Origin of the sequence: Microbacterium nymphoidis (assembly GCF_021044885.1) — a bacterium.
Taxonomy (GTDB): Bacteria; Actinomycetota; Actinomycetes; order Actinomycetales; family Microbacteriaceae; genus Microbacterium; species Microbacterium nymphoidis.
On sequence record NZ_JAJNOD010000001.1, the window covers coordinates 1,423,013 to 1,440,986 of the forward strand.

Here is a 17,974-nt window from a genome sequence, read left to right on the forward strand (position 1 = left end):
GAAGGCGCCGGCCCGCGCCCGGGGCGGGCGCGAAGCGCCATCTCAGACGCCGGGTGCCCATCGCTGGGCACCGGGCTCCAGGCAGGCTTCGCTCGCGGCGGTGACGGCTGCACTCAGCGCGGCTGCGCGATCGAGCCCCTGCGCCAGGGAGGCGGCGAGGGTTCCGGTGAACGCGTCACCAGCTCCCGTGGTGTCGACGGCCTCGATCTTCGGAGCGGAGACCCGCACGTCTCCCCAGCGCGCACCGTCGGCGCCGAGGGTGCGGACCACGCGGTCGTCGTCGAGGCCGAGCTGCGCGGCCTCCGCCTCGTTCACGACCACGATGTCGGCGAGATCGATCAGGTCGGCGATGTCCTCGCGCCACGGCGACGGGTTCAGCATGCCGACGGCCCCGCGACGGCGCGCGAGCTCGAGGGCGGCGCGCACGACGTCGACGGGCACCTCCAGCTGCAGCGAGACGATGTCCCCGGCCTGCACCACGTCCTCGAGAGCCGTCACCGCAGACACATCCAGCGCGGCGTTCGCTCCGGGGACCACGATGATCGTGTTCTCGCCCCGGTCGTCCACCACGATGCTCGCCTGCCCGGTGGGACCGGGGACGACGCCGAGCTGGGAGTCGTCGACGCCACGGGCCACCAGGTGACGGCGGTAGCGGTCCGCCAGCGGGTCATCGCCCACGCGCGTGACGAACACGGTGCTGCCCCCGGCCAGAGCACACGCGGCCGCCTGATTGGCCCCCTTGCCGCCCGGGCGCACCGAGACGCCGGTGGCGGTCAGGGTCTCCCCCACCTCCGGGTGGCGGTGGACGGTCAGCACGGTGTCGACGTTGGTCGAGCCGATGACGAAAACGCTGCTCACGGGTGCTCCCTCATCTCTGCGGCCCACGATGGCCGCATTCGACGCTACCGGAATCCGATCGGAGAGGATGGACGCATGAGCATTCCCGCCGCCGATCTTCCGGTTCCCGAGAAGGTGCTCCGTCTGGCTGCGGGAGCCACGCTGACTCCCGTGTGGCTGAACAGCCTGGACACGGCCACGTTCGCGACCGATGACGGACGATACATCAAGTACGGTCCGATCGATCCCGAGTCCTCCCGTGCCGAGGAAGCGGAGCGGCTGGTGTGGGCCGGTCGCTACACACGCGTCCCCGAGGTCATCGAGCACGGCGAGGAAGACGGCAGCGAGTGGCTGGTCACCCGCGCGATCCCGGGTCGCAGCGCCGTCGATCCGCACTGGATCGCGCGACCCGACACCGCGGTACGGGCCGTGGGCCGGGGGCTCCGGCTCCTGCACGATGCGCTGCCGGTAGCCGGCTGCCCGTTCGACTGGTCGGTGCCGTCGCGCATCGCCGGCGCCGCGGATCGCGGGATCGCGGTCCCCGAGCGGCTGCATTCCGCGCCAGCCGTGGACTTCCTCGTCGTCTGCCACGGCGACGCGTGCGTCCCCAACACGCTGCTCGACGAGAACGGATCACCCCTGGCCCACGTCGACCTCGGCGCGCTCGGCACGGCGGATCGCTGGGCCGATATCGCGGTCGCGTCGATGTCCACGGAGTGGAACTACGGCCCCGGATTCGAAGATATTCTCATCGAGGCATATGGCGTCGCGCCCGACCGCGAACGCCTCGCCTACTACCGCGATCTCTGGAACGCCACGTAGCCGCAGGGGACCCCGTCGCCGCGGATCAGGGAACCCGGCAGAGGATCTCACCGTGCAGGATCGAGAACCAGCCGTCGGGATGCGCGGCCCAGCGCAGCCAGGCCTCGCGGATCTCGCGCAGATCGCCGGGCGTCGCCGCGCCGGAGTCGACGAGCTGACGTGCAATTCCGGAATCGACGATGCGGTCCGCCCACATCCCACCCCACCACGACCGATCCGCTTCATCGGCGAAGCACCAGGTGCTGGAGCCAGCCGCGACCTGGTCGAGACCAGCCGCGTGGGCCCAGCCGAGCAGCCGACGCCCGGCGTCGGGTTCGCCACCGTTGGCCCTCGCCGCATCCAGGTAGAGCCGCAACCACTCCTCGAGCTGGGGAGACGCCGGCCACCAGGTGAACGCGCTGTAGTCGCTGTCACGGACGGCGATGATCCCTCCCGGGCGCGTCACTCGCGCCATCTCGCGCAGCGCCTGCACCGGATCGGCCACGTGCTGCAGGACCTGGTGCGCATGCGTCACGTCGAAGGTGTCGTCGTCGAAGGGAAGGCGGTGCACATCGGCCACACGGAAGTCGACGTTGCCGATGCCGCGATCGGTGATGGTGGCGCGCGTGAGGTCGAGCTCCGCCTCACCGATCTCGGTGGCCGTCACGTGGGCGACGCGCTGCGCGAGATCGGCGGTGATGGTGCCGGGCCCCGCGCCCACGTCCAGCAGGTGCGCGCCGGCATCGAGGTGGGGCATGAGGTAGGCCGCGGAGTTCTCCGCCGTGCGCCAGCGATGCGAGCGCAGCACCGATTCGGCATGTCCGTGCGTGTAGGCGGCCATGATCATCCTTCCGTCGTGCGTTGCTCCCAGCCTGCCCGCGCAGCCGGGCGCCAGGAAGACCGTATTCTTCCTAGGAGTACCGCACCCCCGTGGCGGGAAAGGAGGAGGCGCTGTGTCCCGTGAGCTGGGCGACTTCCTTCGTGCGCGGCGAACCGACCCCGCTCTCAGCCCGGTGACGACGGACGCCCGCCGGCGGATCACCGGGCTCCGGCGCGAAGAGGTGGCCAGCGCCGCCGGAATCAGCGCTGACTATTACACGCGGCTGGAGCAAGGTCGCGAACACCACCCCAGCGACGCGGTGCTGGATGCTCTCGCCCGCGTACTGAGACTCACGCCCGATGCACGCTCGCACGTCGCACGCCTGCGGGAACCCCGGCCCACGATCGAGGCCGAACCCGCCGCCACCGACGCACTCGGGCCGCGTCTGGCGGCTCTCGTCGCCGCCGTGCGCCCCAACCCCGCATACGTACTGGACCGGCTGAGCACCATGGTGGCGGCGAACCCGGAAGGGCTGCAGCTCTTCGACGGCTTCGCCGATGCCGCCCCCGCAGAGCGCAACACGTGCCGGTATCTGCTGCTCGATCCGCGCGCACGTCTGGTGTTCGCCGAGTGGGAGGACCTCGCTCGCGGTGCCGTCGCGCAACTCCGCGCGGCCAACGCCGATGACCTGCGTTCACCCGCGCTGGCGGACTTCGTCGCGGAACTCAGCGAGGCCAGCGATCAGTTCGCGCTGTGGTGGGGCGAGCACCTCGTCGAGCGGCGGCGGGCATCCACCACGCACGTGCGCAGCGACGGCAAGCTGCAGGCCCGCCGGTACGAGGTGCTTCACCTGCCGGAGGACGGCCTGCGGATGACTCTCTGGCTCCCGGCGGCCTGACACGACGCTATCTCCGCCCCACCGACGTCACTTCGTGGCCACCGGCGTCGTGGACGGCACCTCGCCGAATGCCTGGGTCTCGCCCAGGGTGCGCCAGTCACGGATCGGCCAGGTGACGGCGATGGCGGTGCCGACCACGTCGGAGATCGGCACGAACCCCCGTCCCGGCTGGCCCTGATGGCGGCGTGAATCCGACGAGTTCTGCCGGTTGTCGCCCATCACCCACACCGCCCCCTCCGGGACCACCACGTCGAACGGCAGCCCGAAGGACGAGCCCAGCTGCGGATCTCGGAGGTAGGGCTCGGTGATCGGCACCCCGTTCACCGACACCCGCAACTGCGCGTCGCAGCACACGACGTGGTCCCCGGGGAGCCCGACCACCCGCTTGATCACGTACTGCTCTTCCGGTGCATCGACGATCCTGAGCGTCTCAAGCACAGATTCAACGGGATTCTTCGGCGCCGCGGGGACGTCGGGGACCCAGTCCTGGCTGTCGCGGAAGACCACCACATCGCCGCGGGAGAAGCTCCCCTCCCCGGCTTGCAGCTGGTTGACCATCACCCGGTCACCGATCTGGAGCGTGGCCGACATGGAGGCGGACGGAATCGAGAACACCCGGATGAAGAACACCTTCGACACCCATGCCAGCAGCAACAGCACCAGGGTGATGACCATCACGTCGCGCACGAAACGCCAGAACCGGCGTGACCTCGACGCCGCCGGCAGGTCCTCATCGACCGCACTCACGCGCATTCCCTTCGCCCGAACGCGCCCTTCAGCACGGATCGGGTAGATGCATCATGCACCTTCCGAGAAGGTTATGCGAGGGGCACGCCGTGGAGGCGCTGCCAGCTCAGAGCACGCGGGAGAGGAACTCCGCCGTCTCGGGACGCTCGGGAGCGTCGAAGATCTGCTCGGGCGGGCCCTGCTCGATGAGGACGCCGTCCTTGAGGAAGACGACCTGATCCGCCGCACTGCGGGCGAAAGCCATCTCATGAGTGGCCATCAGAATGGTGGCCCCCGCGTCCTTGAGTTCGCGCACCACATCTAGCACCTCGCCCACCAGCTGCGGGTCGAGAGCGCTCGTGATCTCATCGAGCAGCAGAACCTGCGGATCCGTCATCACGGCCCGGGCGATGGCGACGCGCTGCTGCTGTCCGCCGGAGAGACGGTCGGGGTAGGAGCCGGCCTTGTCGCCGAGGCCCATGCGCTGCAGCAGTTCACGGCCCCGTGCCTCGGCCTGCGCCCGTGGCATCTTGAACACCTTGCGCGCGGCGAGGGTGACATTGTCGAGCACGCTCATATGCGGGAAGAGGTTGAAGTGCTGGAACACCACCCCGATCCGGGCGCGCACGAGGTCCGCGTTGACCCGCGGATCGGTGATGTCGTGCCCCTCCAGGAAGATCTGACCGTCATCGATCTGCTCGATGAGGTTGATGGTCTTCAGCAGCGTCGATTTTCCGGAGCCGGACGCACCGATCAGCACGATGACCTCGTGCCGGTGCACGGCGAGGTCGATGCCGCGCAGCACCGGATTGTCGCCGAAGTTCTTCCTCACACCACGGATGTCGAGAACTAGCTCGGTCACACCAGACCCCCCTGCTGTTCGCGCTTCTGAGCCCGCGCCGAGTACCAGTCAGTGAGACGGATCATGGGGAAGCTGATGAGGACGAAGAGGAGCCCCGCCACCACGTAGGGCGTGTAGTTGTAGGTGAGGGCGTTCTGGATCTGCGCCGCGCGCACCGCGTCCACGGCGCCCAGCACGGAGATGAGGCCGACGTCCTTCTGCAGCGAGATGAAGTCGTTCATCAGTGCGGGCGTGACCTTGCGCACGCCCTGCGGCATGACCACCATCCGGAGGGTCTGCGCATGGGTGAGGCCGAGGGATCGCGCGGCCGTGCGCTGCGAGGGGTGTACGGCCTCCATCCCCGCACGCAGCACCTCGGACACGTAGGCCGAGTAGGTGATGATGAGCGCGATCGTGCCCCATACGGCCATGTCGACCTTCGGGAAGATCTTCAGCGTCGGGATGCCGAAGCCCACGAGGTACAGAACGATGAGCACGGGGATCCCGCGGAACAGGTCCACGTAGATCGTGGCGGCGGCGCGCAGCGGGAAGAACACCGGGCCGCGGAGGCTGCGCACCACGGCCAGCAGGGTGGCGAAGATCGCGACGCCGATGGTGGCGAAGAACAGCACGCGGATGTTCAGCCAGAGGCCCTGCAGGATCTTCGGGAACACCTCGATGCCGTAGCCGACATCGAAGAATGTCTGCTGCACGCTGGACCAGCCGGGCGTGTTCACGAGGATCAGCCAGATCACGATCGCGAAGATCAGCGTGGAGGCGAGGCTCAGCAGAACGGAACGGCGGGAACGCCGCGCCCGGAAGGCACGGCGTTCCCGTTCGATCTCGCTGATCTCGGTGGGCGGGCCACCAGCTGTCATGGGAGGACTCCTGTCCGCATCGTCTCAGCGCAGCGTACGCGGTGAGACACGCGTCCTTACTTGAGGACCGGAACCGCGGCCTCGGTGGAGAGCCACTTGGTGGTGATCTCCTCGAGCTTGCCGGAGTCGCGCAGAGCGTCGACCGCGGCCGTCACGTCGGCGGTGAGCTTGGAGTCCTTGGGCAGCACGAAGGCGAGCTCGTCGCCACCGGTGGTGTCGGCGAACTGACCCACGATGGCCGAGCCCTCCACCTGTGCACCGGTGACGTAGAACGCGGTGGGCAGGTCGGTGACAATGGCATCGATCTGGCCGGACTGCAGGGCCGCGACGAGGTCTGCGTTGGTGTTGAACACCTGCGGCTCCACCCCGGTCGCGTCCACGAGCGTGGTGTAGCTGGTGGTGCCGACCATCACGCCGACCGAGGCCTTCTTCAGGGCGTCGATCGAGCCGAGGGTCTTCGCGGTGGCGTCGTCCTTCGCCACGACCACCTGGGAGGTGGTGTAGTACGGCGACGAGAAGTCGACGGCCTTCGCACGGTCCTCGCTGATGGAGTACTGCTGGATGTTGAGGTCCCAGTCCTTCTCGCCGGGCGTGATCGCCGCATCGAAGGTGGTGCGCACCCAGGTGATGTCGTCGGCGGTGAAGCCGAGCTGCTCGGCGACGGCGCACGCGACGGCGGCCTCGAAGCCCTCGCACGATGCGGGGTCGTCGTTCTTCACCCACGGCTCGTATGCGGGCTCACCGGTGGCGATCGTGAGCGTGCCCTCGGCAACCGTGGGCAGCGACGACTCGGCACCCGCGATCGGGGTGCCCTCGGCGGTGGGCTCTGCGTCGGCCGTGGATCCGGCGGAGCAGGCGGAAAGAGCGAGCAGGCCGGCAGCGACACCGGCGACGACCAGCCCGTGACGGACGGAGCGGAGGATGGAAGGCATGGCGGACCTCAGGATTCGGGAGTGCGCTCGGGAGCGGACTCGTTTTCGCGGCGGCGCATGAGCACGATCACGGACGCACGCGTGTGCTCGGGTTGGTTCCAGGGTAGGCGGCGAGGTGCCGCGACGCCGAACAAGGTGACGCACTGTTGCGGAACCGGTACCTGACGACGCACAGCTCCCCGGGCGAAAGATGGAAAACCCTGCGACCCGGCACGGCGATGGGGCACCGGCACCGGCTCAGGCTCAGGCTCAGGCTCAGGCTCAGGCTCAGGCTCAGGCTCAGGCTCAGGCTCAGGCGAGGGTGAAGTCGGCGAAGCTGAAGCCGGGCGACACCACGCACGACACCAGCGCCTCCTCGTCCGCCGGGATCGTGCGCTGCCACGTCCCCGCGGGAACCAGCACCTGGGGATTGCCGGCATCGAGAACGTGGGTCGCACCGTCCTCGGGGTTTTCGCCTTCGCTGCCGAACTGCACGCGAACGGTGCCAGGACCGTGCCACAGCCAGATCTCGTCGCTGGTCACCACGTGCCAGGCGGACGCCTCGCCCACGGGAAGCAGGAAGAGGATCATCGTGGCCGCGGGGCGCACGCCGCCGTGCGCGGCGACCTCCACCGGCGCCGTCCAGGTGCGCCGGTACCACCCGCCCTCCGGATGCGGCTCCAGCTCGAGCTCGGCCGCGCGCTGCGGTACCGCGACCCACTCGATGAGCTCACCGTCGGGTGTGCGCCGGGCCATCCGGGCTTCGTTCTCAGTCATTCGTCCTCCTTCGCGGCCGACGTCTCGCCGGCGATCACGGTGCGGATCGCGCGCCCGGCCCCGTCCTCCGCGAGCGCGGCCAGCCCATCGGCGACTCCCGCCTCCTGGCCGAGATCCACGTCGTCGAGCCGGAAACAGGCGAGGTCCGCGCGAGCGCCCACGGCGAGGTAGCCGGTGCGATCCGGCCCGACGTCGATGCCCATCGCGTGAGCGCCGCCGAGGGTGGCGGCCGACAGCAGCCGCTCGTGCAGATCGCGGTCGGCGTATCCCTGTGCGCGGGCGATGCGCACGAGAGCCGACACATCGGCCATCAGATCCAGCGACGGACTCGACGAGAGCGAGTCGGTGCCCACCGCGACGGCACTCCCCTCCCGCAGATAGGCCGCCACGGGGGGCGCATCCAGACCGATGACGTCGTTGGAGCGCGGGCACAGCGCCACCGACGTCCCGCGGGCGCGCAGCAGCGCGCGGTCCGCAGCTGTCATGTACACCCCGTGCGCCACGTGACAGTCGGGGCCGAGGACGCCGAGCTGATCGACGAACTCCGTGGCGCTGGCACCGAAGCCGGCGGCACGCAGCGACTGGAAGCTCTCCAGCTTGGCGAAACGCCACGGATCCCCGGGGGCGGTGCCGGGGCGCTCCCCCTCGAACGCGCTCTCCCCGAGGTGCAGGTGCGTGCGCAGCCCGCGGGCGCGAACGATGTCGGGGATCTCCAGCAGCGGTTCGGTGTCCAGCGAGTAGGGGGCGTGCGGCGACAGACCTGCGCCCGGCACTGGCGGGATCCGGTCGAGCTCGGTGATGATCAGCTCGCGGCCGCGGGCCGCCCAGTCCTCGTTGGTCCAGCTCATCACCTCCCAGTAGGTGATGCCGCCGAGGCCCGTCTCGCCGAGCACGGGCAGCGCCTCGGCATCCGTCACGATGTCCGCCACTGAGGTGATGCCGGCGCGAATCATCTGCTGTGCACCGGCCACGGCATCGGCGTGCCAGTCGTGTGGGCGCTCATACACCGCGTCGAACGCGTCGGCCCAGTCGTCGAAGCCGGCATAGCGCCCCTGACCGACCTCGGCCATGCCGGAGTACTGCAGGTGGGAGTGCGCGTTGACGAGGCCGGGCAGGAGCGCACCCTCGATGCGGATCTCCTCGAAGCGCTCGCCCCGGTCGGCGAGCATGTCCCGCACCCAGGCCCGTTCGCCGACACGGAGGATGCGTCCGTGTCGCACCGCGACGGCGCCGTCCCTCATCGCGGGTGCCGTCATGGGCACCACGAGACGGGCGGAGTACAGGGTGATGTCGCTGACGTCAGTCATCGCTCTCTCGGGTTGGGGCCGGGGTGGGACGGGCGTCGGGGAAGCGCGCCGGGAGCCAGTCGACGGCGGTGGGCACGGACGACGATGGGGCGGGGACGGGACGATCCAGCAGCCCGGCGGCGATGGCCTCGTCCTCGGACGGAGGGAGGGGAAACACGCCAGGCAGCGGGAACGCCCCCTCGGCGAGCAGCCGCGCGGCGGCGAGCTGCGCGGCGAAGGAGTAGTCCATGATCTGCACGGGGTTGCCCTCGGCTGCCGTGATGTTGATGCAGCCGCCACGGTCGAGCACGACGACGGCGTGCGAAGCGTCCAGCCGCAGACGCTCCACCTTCGGGGCGAGCTCGGGTTCCCAGCGGGCTCCGGCGCTGAGCGCCGACGACAGGTCGATCTCATCGATGACCCCGCCGGCCACCGCGAACACGGTATCGGAGGGTGCCGCGCGCAGCAGGTCCACCGGGACGGTGCGGGCCATGCCGGTGGCGGAGATGACGACGCCGCCGCGTGCAAGCGCCGATGCGGCCGGACCGGTCACGTAGCCGGCAGAGCGCGCCTCGAGCTCGCGCACCGGGTCGGTCTCCACGACGGTGACATCGCCTCCCAGCGCGCGCACGTGCTGCGCGACTCCCTCGCCGACCGGGCCGTAGCCGATCACCGTGACCGGGGAACCGCCGAAACCGCGGCCGATCCCGTCCAGCAGATCGGCGATCGCGAAGACGCAGGACTGACCGGTGCCGTAGCGGTTGTCGAAGCGTGTCTTCATGCGCGCATCGTTGACCGCCACGACGGGAACGGTCAACGCGTCACCCATCGCCCGCAGCGGACGAAGGCCGCTCGTGGTCTCCTCCGCTGCGCCACGGAGGGGCACGCTGTCCAGCAGCGCCAGCCGGATGAGGTGGGCACCGTCGTCCAGCAGGAAATCCAGGCCCTCCGCGAGGAAGGCGCGGGCATTGGCCAGCTGGCGCGATTCGTGGGTGGAGGCGTGAACGGTGAAGCCGCGGCGCCGCAGCGCTTCGGCGATGGCCGGATCCGTCTCGTCCGCGTGCGCGTAGAGCACCACGCGCGCACCGGCTTCGCGCAAGAAGAGGGCGAGGTTCGCGGTCTTGGGCTCCAGCACCATGCTGATGCCGAAGGTCGTGCCCGTGAGCATCCCGCCGAGCCGCTGGGTCTGCACCGCACACGCGCTCATGAAGTCGTGCGCCCATTGCAGGCGGGCATCCGCGTCGGAGATGTCGGCGACCGGCGTCCGCACCGCCCTCGCCGGCAGCACGCGGACCAGCCGCCCGGCCTCACGGAACGCACGGAACGGATCGCGAGTGGGCTCGCTCTGCGCCTGCCCTCCGGCCTCGAACGCGGGCTCGTCGCCGCACTCGATGACCACCGCGCCGTCGACGAGCTCGTCGCCCCGGAGGCGGACACCGGTGTCACCGTCCGCGTAGACGTAGGCCGCGTCGCCGAGCCCGCAGATCACGGCGCCGAGGCGGCGCAGCAGGTCTCGCAGCGCCGCGGTCCTGTCGTCATCCGGCACCACGGCGGTGGGCTGTCCGGAGACGACGAGGTTTCCCGCCGCAGCGAATCGGCGGACGATTCGTTCGGGCGCCTCGTGCACCCCTCCAGCGTACCGACGCGGGGCTCACGCCGGAGCGAGGACGAAGCTGAACGATCCGGTGACGATGGATGCCGACAGTGCGACGGCCGAGACCACCGCTGCGGCCGCCATGAGGGCCGCGTCCCGACCGTCGAAGGGCGACGGGCGCGACCAGCTGCGCGCGTTCGAGGAGCCGAAGCCGCGCGCTTCCATGGCGGTCGCGAGCTTGGTGCCGCGGCGGATCGCGAGCACGAACAGGGCGAACGCCATGCCCAGCACGCGGCGGACGCGCCCCTGATCGGCGACACCGCGTGCGCGGCGGGCCAGCCCGAGGGAGCGCACGTCGTCGGTCAGCAGTCCCAGCAGGCGCATGCCGGCGAGTGCCCCGAGAACGAACCGGCTGGGCAGACGCAGGCGCTGCGAGAGCGCGTCGGCGAGATCGGTCGGATCTATCGAGGCGAACAGCGCGATCGAGGGCAGCCCAATGGCGAACAGCCGGATCGTGGTGGCGAGCGCCAGCTCCAGCGAGCCTTCGCTGACGCGGATCGCACCCCACTCGAACAGCAGGGCCCCGGACGTGCGTCCGTACAAACCGATGCCGATCGCGGCCGCGGGGGCGCCGACCCAGACCGGGATGGTCCGGAAGAAGAACTCCTTCGGGCGCAGACCCGACGCGAACACGAAACCGAGTCCGAGCACGAGAGCGACCGATGCCGAGACGACGTCGAGCGTGAGGACCAGCGGCAGGGCGAGCAGCAGCGAGGCCCCGAGCTTGGCCAGGGGTGAGCGCGGCGCGATGGGACCGCCCCGCTGACGAGTGGTGGTGCCCACCGGGATCGCGAGCGTCACGCGGCCTCCCCCACCCGGACGGTGCGGGCATGCAGCGCGGCGAGCACCTCGGTGTCGTGCGTCACGGCCACGATGGCCCGGCCTTCATCGCGCAACTCGGCCATCAGGGCGACAAGCTCCGCCCAGGTCACCGCATCCTGACCGAAGGTGGGCTCATCCAGCGCGATCACCCGGGGACCGGTGGCGAGCACGGCCGCCACGGTCAGCCGCCGCTGCTCGCCTCCCGACAGCGTGTAGGGATTGGCGTCGGCGAGACGATCCAGCCGCAGGCGCGCGAGCAGCTCATCGGTGCGGGCTCGCACCTCCGCCTCCGATCTCTTCAGCGCGCGCAGCCCCACCTCCAGTTCGCCCCGCACGGTGGTGGACAGCAGCTGGTGCTCGGGTTCCTGAAAGACCATCCCGATCCGCGTCAGGAGATCACGCGAGCGCCAGCGGTACGGATCGGCGCGCAGCCCCGCGGCCAGCTCCGGGGCGGCGGCAACGACCCCGGCGGCCGGCGCGATGAGACCGGCCACGGTGAGCGCTAGCGTCGACTTCCCTGCTCCGTTTCGTCCCACGATGCCGAGCGCCTCACCGGCTCGCACATCGACGTTCAGCGGACCGGCAACGGGGTGCCCGGCCACCCGCGCGACGGCGAGCTCGGTACCCCGCAACAGGGTGGCTCCGGGAGCGGTCGCCGCAGCGGCGGGGCGCTGGGGCGGATGCTCCGGCACCCAGACCCCCGCGGCGGCGAGTTCGGCACCGCGATCTCCCAGCACCCGTTCCACCGGACCGTCAGCGATCACACCGCCCTCGCCCAGCACGATGATCCGGTCGATCACGGGCAGCCAGGCCTCGATGCGGTGCTCCACCACCAGCAGGGTGGCACCGGTCGATTCCAGCGCGCGGCGGACGGCGCCCTGCACCTCGGCCACGCCCTCCGGGTCGAGGTTCGCGGTGGGTTCGTCCAGGATGAGAGCGCCCGGCTGCATCGCCAGCACACCGGCCAGCGCGAGACGCTGCTTCTGGCCGCCGGAGAGCGCGGACGTGGATCGGTCCAGGGCGACGTCGAGTCCAACCTCGTCCAGTGCCCGCCGCACGCGCGCGGGGATCTCCTGCGCAGGAACGCCCAGGTTCTCCGGACCGAAGGCGACGTCATCGCCCACCCGCGACAGCACGGCCTGGGTGTCCGGATCTTGTAGCACCAGTCCGACTCGCCCGCGGACGGCGGTGGCCGGGGATCCGTCGACGAGGAGCTCACCACGGGCTTCCCCCTCATCGTCGCCGCCGAGCACGCCCCCGAAGGCGTGCAGAACGGTCGACTTCCCGGATCCCGAGGCGCCCAGCAGCAGCACGCGCTCCCCGGGCTCGACCCGGAAGGTCACGTCCGCCACCGCCCAGGCCCGGCGTGTGGCGTATCGCCACCCCCAGTCCCGCGCCTCCAGCGCCACCGCCGTCATCGCGGCCGGTTCAGACGCGCGCGGTGGCGTGACGACCCGAGGCGAAGCGCGAGAGCGCGCCCGTCTTCGCCAGCGCCTTCGTGATCAGCCAGCTGCCGACGCCCGCGATCACCGCCCCGGACACGGTCGTGCTGATGATGTAGACGGTCGTGAACAGCGCATCCGCTCCCGAATACCAGAGGATGCGGTCGTTGATGCCGCAGGCCAGGCCGGCAGCGGCACCCGCGAGGACGGCCACGGGCAGGTTCCACACGCGGTACAGGAACAGCAGGAAGATGAGCTCGGCGCCGAGGCCCTGAACCGCGCCGGAGACGATGGTGAGCCCCGTCCACTGCGAGCCGAGGAGCGCGGAGATCGACGCCGCCACCAGCTCGGCGTAGATCGCGGCGCCGGGCTTTCGCACGATGAACCCGGCCAGCACACCGGCCAGCAGCCAGGGTCCGGCAAGCAGGCCCTGCACGCCGGGAAGCAGCGGCTTGAGAAGCGCCGACGGGCCCTCGTAGGCGACGTTCCAGATCAGGAACAGGGCGGCACAGGCCACCGCGATGACGCTCGCCACGACGATGTCGACCACCCGCCAGCGGGTGTCGATGCGGCGGGCCGCCGCGTGCAGCTGTGGAGACGTGGATGAATGCACGAAAATATTCCCTTCCTTCGCCGGCATGACCCGGATCAGGTTCGACGGTCGAAGCGCGATCGCTTCCTCTCAGCCCTCGACGAGGACTCCCGTGGTGTCCCCCGAGTATAGCGATCCGCGAGCGCAGCGGTCCGGGCCGCCCGATTCGATCGTGATCACCTCCGCAACCTGGAGCCGGTTTGCGCTGATCACAGCCCTGCCACGCTGGTCATAAGTGGCGGTATGCTCTTTATGAGTAACCGAGTTACTCATAAAGAGCGAGGAGGTGATTATGAGTAACGACCGCAATGAGTGGCCGGCCATTCGGTACGAGACGGTCGACTGGCACCCAGCGGTTCCCACTTCAGACAGCATCAGCGGCGTACCACGCCGCTATCGGGCGGCGATTCCGGCGCCAATCGCCGGCCTGACACCAGCGCTCGACCCCGCCGTCGTTGCGGCGGCGGAGAACGCCGGGGCTGAACTCACGCGTTTCGACGCCGAGCTCGGTCATCGGGTCTCGGCGTTCGCTCCCGTTCTGCTGCGCTCCGAGGCAGCGTCATCGTCGCAGATCGAGAACCTCACGGCGAGCGCACGCGCGATCTTCAGCGCCGAGCTCGGCGCGCGGGGAAGCCGCAACGCTGAACTCATCGCCGCGAACACGCGCGCCATGACGGCAGCCATCTCACTTGCCGAGAATCTGAGCCCGGACATGGTCCGAGAGCTCCATCGCGTGCTCATGGCCGAGCAGCCGCGGCATACTCCCGGCCAGTGGCGAACCGAGGCCGTGTGGATCGGGACTCACAGCGACTCCCCCATCGGCGCGGACTTCGTCGCGCCTGTGCACGAGAGAATCCCGGCCCTCATCGACGACCTCGTCGCATTCGCGGGCCGCCGAGACGTTCCCGCTCTGGTCTCGACGGCGATCACGCACGCTCAGTTCGAGACCATCCACCCGTTTACCGACGGCAACGGACGAACCGGCCGCGCTCTGGCCCAGGCACTGCTGCGAAATCGCGGCGTCACGCGAAACGTGGCGGTGCCCGTATCGGCAGGCCTCCTCGCCAATGTCGAGGGCTATCACGATGCGCTCACCGCTTACCGGGCGGGTGACCCTGCGGCTATCGTGATGTCGTTCGCGGCCGCGGCTGGTCGTGCCGTCGCGAACGCGCGGCTTCTGGTCGCAGAAGTCGATGACATCAGGAAGTCGTGGGACTCACGCCTAACGGCGCGACGTTCGAGCAACGCGTGGAGGTTGCTGGATGTCATCGCACGACAACCCGTTCTCAACTCCGCCGCCGCGGCAGAGGCCCTGGACGTGAAGCAGCCGAACGTCTATCCCCCACTTCAGGCGCTCGTCGATGCCGGCATCCTGAAGTCCAAGGCTGAACACAAGCTCGGGCCGTTCTGGCGCAGCGAAGAAGTGCTCACCGCGATCGACCGATTCGCTGCGCGAGCGGGACGCCGCGAAAAGGCCCGGTGACGCGGGCCGTGGGAGCTTTCGCTCCTGGTTCACGGCGAGTCTGACGGTCAGTTTTGTCGGGGGCGCGAGAGCCCGATCATCCGCCGCACGAGGCGGCGTTCGCGGAGGATCATTGCGGCGCCCAGCAGCCAGAGCGGAACCTGGGTCAGCATGGCGACGCGGAACGCGTCCAGGCTGTAGTGCGACGGATCGCCCGCGCCCTGCAGGTCCATCGCCAGCCCGATGAACAGGATCGCCAGCAGACCGGCGAGGAACCCGCCGCCGTTGACGATGCCGGTGGCGGTCGAGAGCCGATGCTCCGGGTTGTACGTCCGCGCGTGATCGAACGCGATCATCGACGCCGGCCCGCCGGTGGCCAGCGCGAGCGCCAGCAGGATGAGCAGCCACAGTGGTGCGGGACCGGGCCACACCAGCACGACCACCCACATCAGCAGCTGCAGACCCACGGTCGGCAGCACCAACATGTGGGAGCGGCGCAGCGGATGACGGCTGGAGAGCGCACCGAGGAGCGGCCCCACCGCCATGCCGAAGACCACGTACAGGTTGGTCACGACGGAGACGGCCGACGTGCTCAGACCCTCCCCCTCGGTGAGGAAGGGAACGCCCCACAGCATGATGAACGCGGTTCCGGCGAAGGGGGTGGTGAAGTGCGACCAGAATCCGAGGCGCGTACCGGGGTGCGCCCACGCGTCCGCGACGCTCTGGCGCAGGTCGATCGAGGAGCGCACCACGCGGATCGCGCCGGTGTCGGTGTTGACCGAGACGTCCTCCTGACGCTCCGGCGGACGGTTTCTGATCACGGCGAACACGAGGATCGCGAACAGCACACCGAGCCCGGCCAGCGACCCGAACGCGATGGACCACGTCGTCGCGTGCAGCAGCGCCGCGAGCGGCACGAGGGCGAGCAGCTGCCCCGCCTGACCCACGATGCCGGTGAGCTGGACGAGCAGCGGAGCACGCTGAGCCGGGAACCACGTGGCGACGACGCGGAGCACGCTCGGGAAGACGGCGGCGTCACCGGCGCCCAGCAGCATCCGCGCGAGGATCGCGATGCCGACGTTCGGTGCGAGCGCCATCACGAGCTGGCCTGCGGCCATGAGGATCATGCCGGCCGTGATGATCGGCCGAGCACCCCACCGGTCGAGCATGAGGCCCACCGGGATCTGCGCGAGGCCGTAGACGGCGAGCTGGAGGACGGCGAACATCGCCAGCGTGGATGCGTCAGCCCCGAAGTGGTGCGCCGCATCGACCCCGACCGCGCCCAGGGATGTGCGATTCGCGACCGAGAGCACATACGCGGCGACACCGGTGATCCAGATGGCCCAGATCCGCCCGGAGGCCCCGGTTGTCTCGGTCATGATCGCACCCGCATTCCTCCAGGATACCCCTGTGGTCAGACCACAGGGGTATCGATCCGCGACCTCGTGACGCTGTGCTGGTAGAACGCCCATCCGAACACGATCGTGCCGAGGAGCAGGATCGCACGCGTCAGGGTGATCGCCGCCACCACCGTGGCGCCCGGAAGCCCCCCCGACACCAGCAGACCGATCATGACCACCTCGTAGCCGCCGATGCCGTTGGGCGTGGCCACCACCATACTCACCACCGTGGCCATGCCGTAGGCCACGAACACGAGCGCCGGATCGGGCCAGAGCCCGAACGACGCGAGTCCCACCCAGAACAGCCCCGCATCACACGCGTGCACGAGGAATGTCCACAGGAAAGGAGCCAGCAGCGCGCGCGGCTGCTCCATCACCGCGCGAAGCTCACGGTGCAGTCCGTCGAAGAATCGCACCAGCACGATCGGTGCCACCAGCTGTGGGCGCCCCACCCGCCTGCCGATCGCATTCACCACCGCAGCGAGCCGCCCGGCGAAGCGATGCACCGGTCGACGACGACGAAGCAGCAGCACCCCGCCCACCGTCACCACCAGGGCCAGCGCTCCGACGCCGGCGGCCACCCAGAGCAGCAGCGGTGTGCCCCGCCCGCTCGCGATCAGCCAGGCCGAGCAGACCACGAGCACGATGGTGAACGACACGAACGTGACACCGAACCGGGCGAGCTGAGCAAGCGTGCCCTTCGCGGGCGCGACGCCGAGGGTCGCGAGTTTCCAGCTCGTGTAGGTGATGCCCGCGGCACCGCCCGACGGCAGCATGTGGTTGGCGAAGTTGAACTCCAGCGACATCCGCATCGCCGCCAGCGGATGCAGTCCCCGCAGCTCACCGCGAGCGCGCAGGTAGGAGAAGAGCGCCTCCCCCGTGACGGCGAAGCTCGCCAGCTGTACCGGGATCAGCAACGCCATCACCCACGGATTCACCAGCGGCAGGCTGTGAAACGCCGCCACCACCGTCGGCCAGGCACCGATGACGATCGCGACCACCAGCGCCGCGGTGATCGCGCTGACCCAGAACCGGGGCGATCGGTACCACCGCCGAGTCACGACATGGGCTCTTCCACCCGCGCCCACCTCTTGCGGTTGCCGAACCGATGGCGCGCGAGGGTCATGCTGTCGGTGGCGTAGTAGCGCGCGAGCTTCTCGCGGTCGATGGAGCGGAACAACCGCGCCTTCACCATCATGTTCGGGGAGAATCGCAGGACGTGCCCGGTGCGCAGGAGGGCGATCGTCACGTCCACGTCCTCACTCACCCGGTCATCCCCCATACTCACCAGCCGGCGCGCGGCCAGCCACGCCTCGCGCCGCAGCGCACTGTTGAAACCGTAGAGCATCGGCTGCACGCCGATGCTGCGCTGATGCCAGAAGCGGAACCCGCGGTACCACCACGAGAACCAGAAGCGGCGCCCCGGCGACAGCTCGGCGATGGCGGCACCACCACCCTGCGCATCCACGCGCGGTGAGCAGAAGTCCGCGCGGATCTGCTCGATCCAGTCCGAGCGCACCAGGGTGTCCGCATCGATGCGGGCGATGACATCGCACCGTGCGGCGTCGAAGCCCGTCTGCCGGGCATACGTGATGCCCTGTCGCTCTTCCCGCAACACCCGCACCCGGGCGAAGCGACTCGCAATGCGGGCGGTGTCGTCAGTGCTGGCGTTGTCGACGACGATGATCTCGTCCGGCAGATCCGTCTGCAATAGGAGGGCCGTGAGGCATCGCGCGATGATCGGCGCCTCGTTGTAGACCGGGATCACGACCGAGATGCTGGGCGGCCGGGACGTCTCTGTCGCAGTCATCCCGCCATTCAAGCCGG

At 69.8% G+C, this 17,974-nt stretch carries 18 protein-coding genes and 1 riboswitch; of the genes, 3 read left to right on the plus strand and 15 right to left on the minus strand.

The window, feature by feature from the left end; translation table 11 throughout:
- Positions 1-42: 42 nt before the first annotated feature.
- Positions 43-858, minus strand: a complete 816-nt coding sequence (locus LQ566_RS06610) for a ribokinase (RefSeq protein WP_231090815.1) — start codon at positions 856-858, stop codon at positions 43-45.
- Positions 859-933: 75 nt separating this feature from the next.
- Between LQ566_RS06610 and LQ566_RS06615 the strand changes: the two genes are divergently transcribed.
- Entirely contained in the window at positions 934-1,659 is a 726-nt protein-coding gene (locus LQ566_RS06615) for an aminoglycoside 3'-phosphotransferase (RefSeq protein ID WP_231090816.1), read from the plus strand.
- A 25-nt stretch (positions 1,660-1,684) separates the two neighbouring features.
- Here the strand turns inward: LQ566_RS06615 and LQ566_RS06620 are convergent, their stop codons facing one another.
- The gene (locus LQ566_RS06620) at positions 1,685-2,479 is read right to left on the minus strand and encodes a class I SAM-dependent methyltransferase (protein ID WP_231090817.1); all 795 of its coding nucleotides are present in this window, start codon (positions 2,477-2,479) and stop codon (positions 1,685-1,687) included.
- A 112-nt stretch (positions 2,480-2,591) separates the two neighbouring features.
- Between LQ566_RS06620 and LQ566_RS06625 the strand changes: the two genes are divergently transcribed.
- Positions 2,592-3,356, plus strand: a complete 765-nt coding sequence (locus LQ566_RS06625) for a helix-turn-helix domain-containing protein (protein WP_231090818.1) — start codon at positions 2,592-2,594, stop codon at positions 3,354-3,356.
- Positions 3,357-3,383: 27 nt separating this feature from the next.
- On the opposite strand, the gene lepB is transcribed toward LQ566_RS06625, so the two are convergent.
- From lepB to LQ566_RS06675, 10 genes are all read right to left on the minus strand, one after another.
- Positions 3,384-4,103: a signal peptidase I gene (gene lepB, locus LQ566_RS06630; RefSeq protein WP_231090819.1), complete on the minus strand. Its 720-nt coding sequence runs from the start codon at positions 4,101-4,103 to the stop codon at positions 3,384-3,386.
- Between the two features lie 106 nt (positions 4,104-4,209).
- On the minus strand, positions 4,210-4,944 hold the full coding sequence (locus LQ566_RS06635) for an amino acid ABC transporter ATP-binding protein (protein WP_231090820.1): 735 nt from the start codon (positions 4,942-4,944) through the stop codon (positions 4,210-4,212).
- Positions 4,941-5,801 (minus strand): amino acid ABC transporter permease, encoded by an 861-nt coding sequence (locus LQ566_RS06640; RefSeq protein WP_231090821.1) that lies wholly within the window; start codon positions 5,799-5,801, stop codon positions 4,941-4,943. Before LQ566_RS06640 ends, LQ566_RS06635 begins: the two co-directional genes overlap by 4 nt.
- A gap of 56 nt (positions 5,802-5,857) precedes the next feature.
- Positions 5,858-6,733 carry an ABC transporter substrate-binding protein gene (locus tag LQ566_RS06645; protein ID WP_231090822.1) on the minus strand — a complete coding sequence of 292 codons (876 nt, stop codon included), beginning with the start codon at positions 6,731-6,733 and terminating at the stop codon, positions 5,858-5,860.
- A 291-nt stretch (positions 6,734-7,024) separates the two neighbouring features.
- Positions 7,025-7,489 (minus strand): cupin domain-containing protein, encoded by a 465-nt coding sequence (locus LQ566_RS06650; protein ID WP_231090823.1) that lies wholly within the window; start codon positions 7,487-7,489, stop codon positions 7,025-7,027.
- Positions 7,486-8,796, minus strand: a complete 1,311-nt coding sequence (locus LQ566_RS06655; protein WP_231090824.1) for an amidohydrolase family protein — start codon at positions 8,794-8,796, stop codon at positions 7,486-7,488. Before LQ566_RS06655 ends, LQ566_RS06650 begins: the two co-directional genes overlap by 4 nt.
- A complete protein-coding gene (locus LQ566_RS06660) occupies positions 8,789-10,402 on the minus strand; it encodes an adenosylhomocysteinase (protein ID WP_231090825.1) in 1,614 nt (537 codons plus the stop codon). Before LQ566_RS06660 ends, LQ566_RS06655 begins: the two co-directional genes overlap by 8 nt.
- Before the next feature lie 24 nt (positions 10,403-10,426).
- A complete protein-coding gene (locus LQ566_RS06665) occupies positions 10,427-11,230 on the minus strand; it encodes an energy-coupling factor transporter transmembrane component T family protein (protein ID WP_231090826.1) in 804 nt (267 codons plus the stop codon).
- Complete coding sequence (locus LQ566_RS06670; protein ID WP_231090827.1) at positions 11,227-12,669, minus strand: ABC transporter ATP-binding protein; 1,443 nt, start codon at positions 12,667-12,669, stop codon at positions 11,227-11,229. The genes LQ566_RS06665 and LQ566_RS06670 overlap by 4 nt, the downstream gene beginning before the upstream one ends.
- Before the next feature lie 10 nt (positions 12,670-12,679).
- Positions 12,680-13,306 carry an ECF transporter S component gene (locus LQ566_RS06675; protein WP_231090828.1) on the minus strand — a complete coding sequence of 209 codons (627 nt, stop codon included), beginning with the start codon at positions 13,304-13,306 and terminating at the stop codon, positions 12,680-12,682.
- Positions 13,301-13,409, minus strand: a riboswitch (TPP riboswitch). Its footprint overlaps the gene before it by 6 nt.
- 168 nt (positions 13,410-13,577) lie before the next feature.
- Here LQ566_RS06675 and LQ566_RS06680 point away from each other — a divergent pair.
- A complete protein-coding gene (locus tag LQ566_RS06680) occupies positions 13,578-14,768 on the plus strand; it encodes a Fic family protein (protein WP_231090829.1) in 1,191 nt (396 codons plus the stop codon).
- A gap of 47 nt (positions 14,769-14,815) precedes the next feature.
- On the opposite strand, the gene LQ566_RS06685 is transcribed toward LQ566_RS06680, so the two are convergent.
- The 3 genes from LQ566_RS06685 to LQ566_RS06695 are packed head-to-tail and all read right to left on the minus strand — an operon-like array spanning position 14,816 to position 17,957.
- Positions 14,816-16,126 carry an MFS transporter gene (locus LQ566_RS06685; protein ID WP_231090830.1) on the minus strand — a complete coding sequence of 437 codons (1,311 nt, stop codon included), beginning with the start codon at positions 16,124-16,126 and terminating at the stop codon, positions 14,816-14,818.
- A gap of 35 nt (positions 16,127-16,161) precedes the next feature.
- A complete protein-coding gene (locus tag LQ566_RS06690) occupies positions 16,162-17,208 on the minus strand; it encodes a lysylphosphatidylglycerol synthase transmembrane domain-containing protein (protein ID WP_231090831.1) in 1,047 nt (348 codons plus the stop codon).
- Positions 17,205-17,957 carry a glycosyltransferase family 2 protein gene (locus LQ566_RS06695; protein ID WP_231090832.1) on the minus strand — a complete coding sequence of 251 codons (753 nt, stop codon included), beginning with the start codon at positions 17,955-17,957 and terminating at the stop codon, positions 17,205-17,207. The genes LQ566_RS06690 and LQ566_RS06695 overlap by 4 nt, the downstream gene beginning before the upstream one ends.
- Between the last annotated feature and the right edge of the window lie 17 nt (positions 17,958-17,974).

Bases quoted from the DNA above. Each gene is read 5' to 3' on its own strand.
- LQ566_RS06670 (WP_231090827.1), bottom strand. From the start codon at position 12,669: ATGACGGCGGTGGCGCTGGAGGCGCGGGACTGGGGGTGGCGATACGCC.
- LQ566_RS06615 (WP_231090816.1), top strand. From the start codon at position 934: ATGAGCATTCCCGCCGCCGATCTTCCGGTTCCCGAGAAGGTGCTCCGT.
- LQ566_RS06655 (WP_231090824.1), bottom strand. From the start codon at position 8,796: ATGACTGACGTCAGCGACATCACCCTGTACTCCGCCCGTCTCGTGGTG.
- LQ566_RS06680 (WP_231090829.1), top strand. From the start codon at position 13,578: ATGAGTAACGACCGCAATGAGTGGCCGGCCATTCGGTACGAGACGGTC.
- LQ566_RS06695 (WP_231090832.1), bottom strand. From the start codon at position 17,957: ATGACTGCGACAGAGACGTCCCGGCCGCCCAGCATCTCGGTCGTGATC.
- LQ566_RS06645 (WP_231090822.1), bottom strand. From the start codon at position 6,733: ATGCCTTCCATCCTCCGCTCCGTCCGTCACGGGCTGGTCGTCGCCGGT.
- LQ566_RS06620 (WP_231090817.1), bottom strand. From the start codon at position 2,479: ATGGCCGCCTACACGCACGGACATGCCGAATCGGTGCTGCGCTCGCAT.
- LQ566_RS06650 (WP_231090823.1), bottom strand. From the start codon at position 7,489: ATGACTGAGAACGAAGCCCGGATGGCCCGGCGCACACCCGACGGTGAG.
- LQ566_RS06640 (WP_231090821.1), bottom strand. From the start codon at position 5,801: ATGACAGCTGGTGGCCCGCCCACCGAGATCAGCGAGATCGAACGGGAA.
- LQ566_RS06685 (WP_231090830.1), bottom strand. From the start codon at position 16,126: ATGACCGAGACAACCGGGGCCTCCGGGCGGATCTGGGCCATCTGGATC.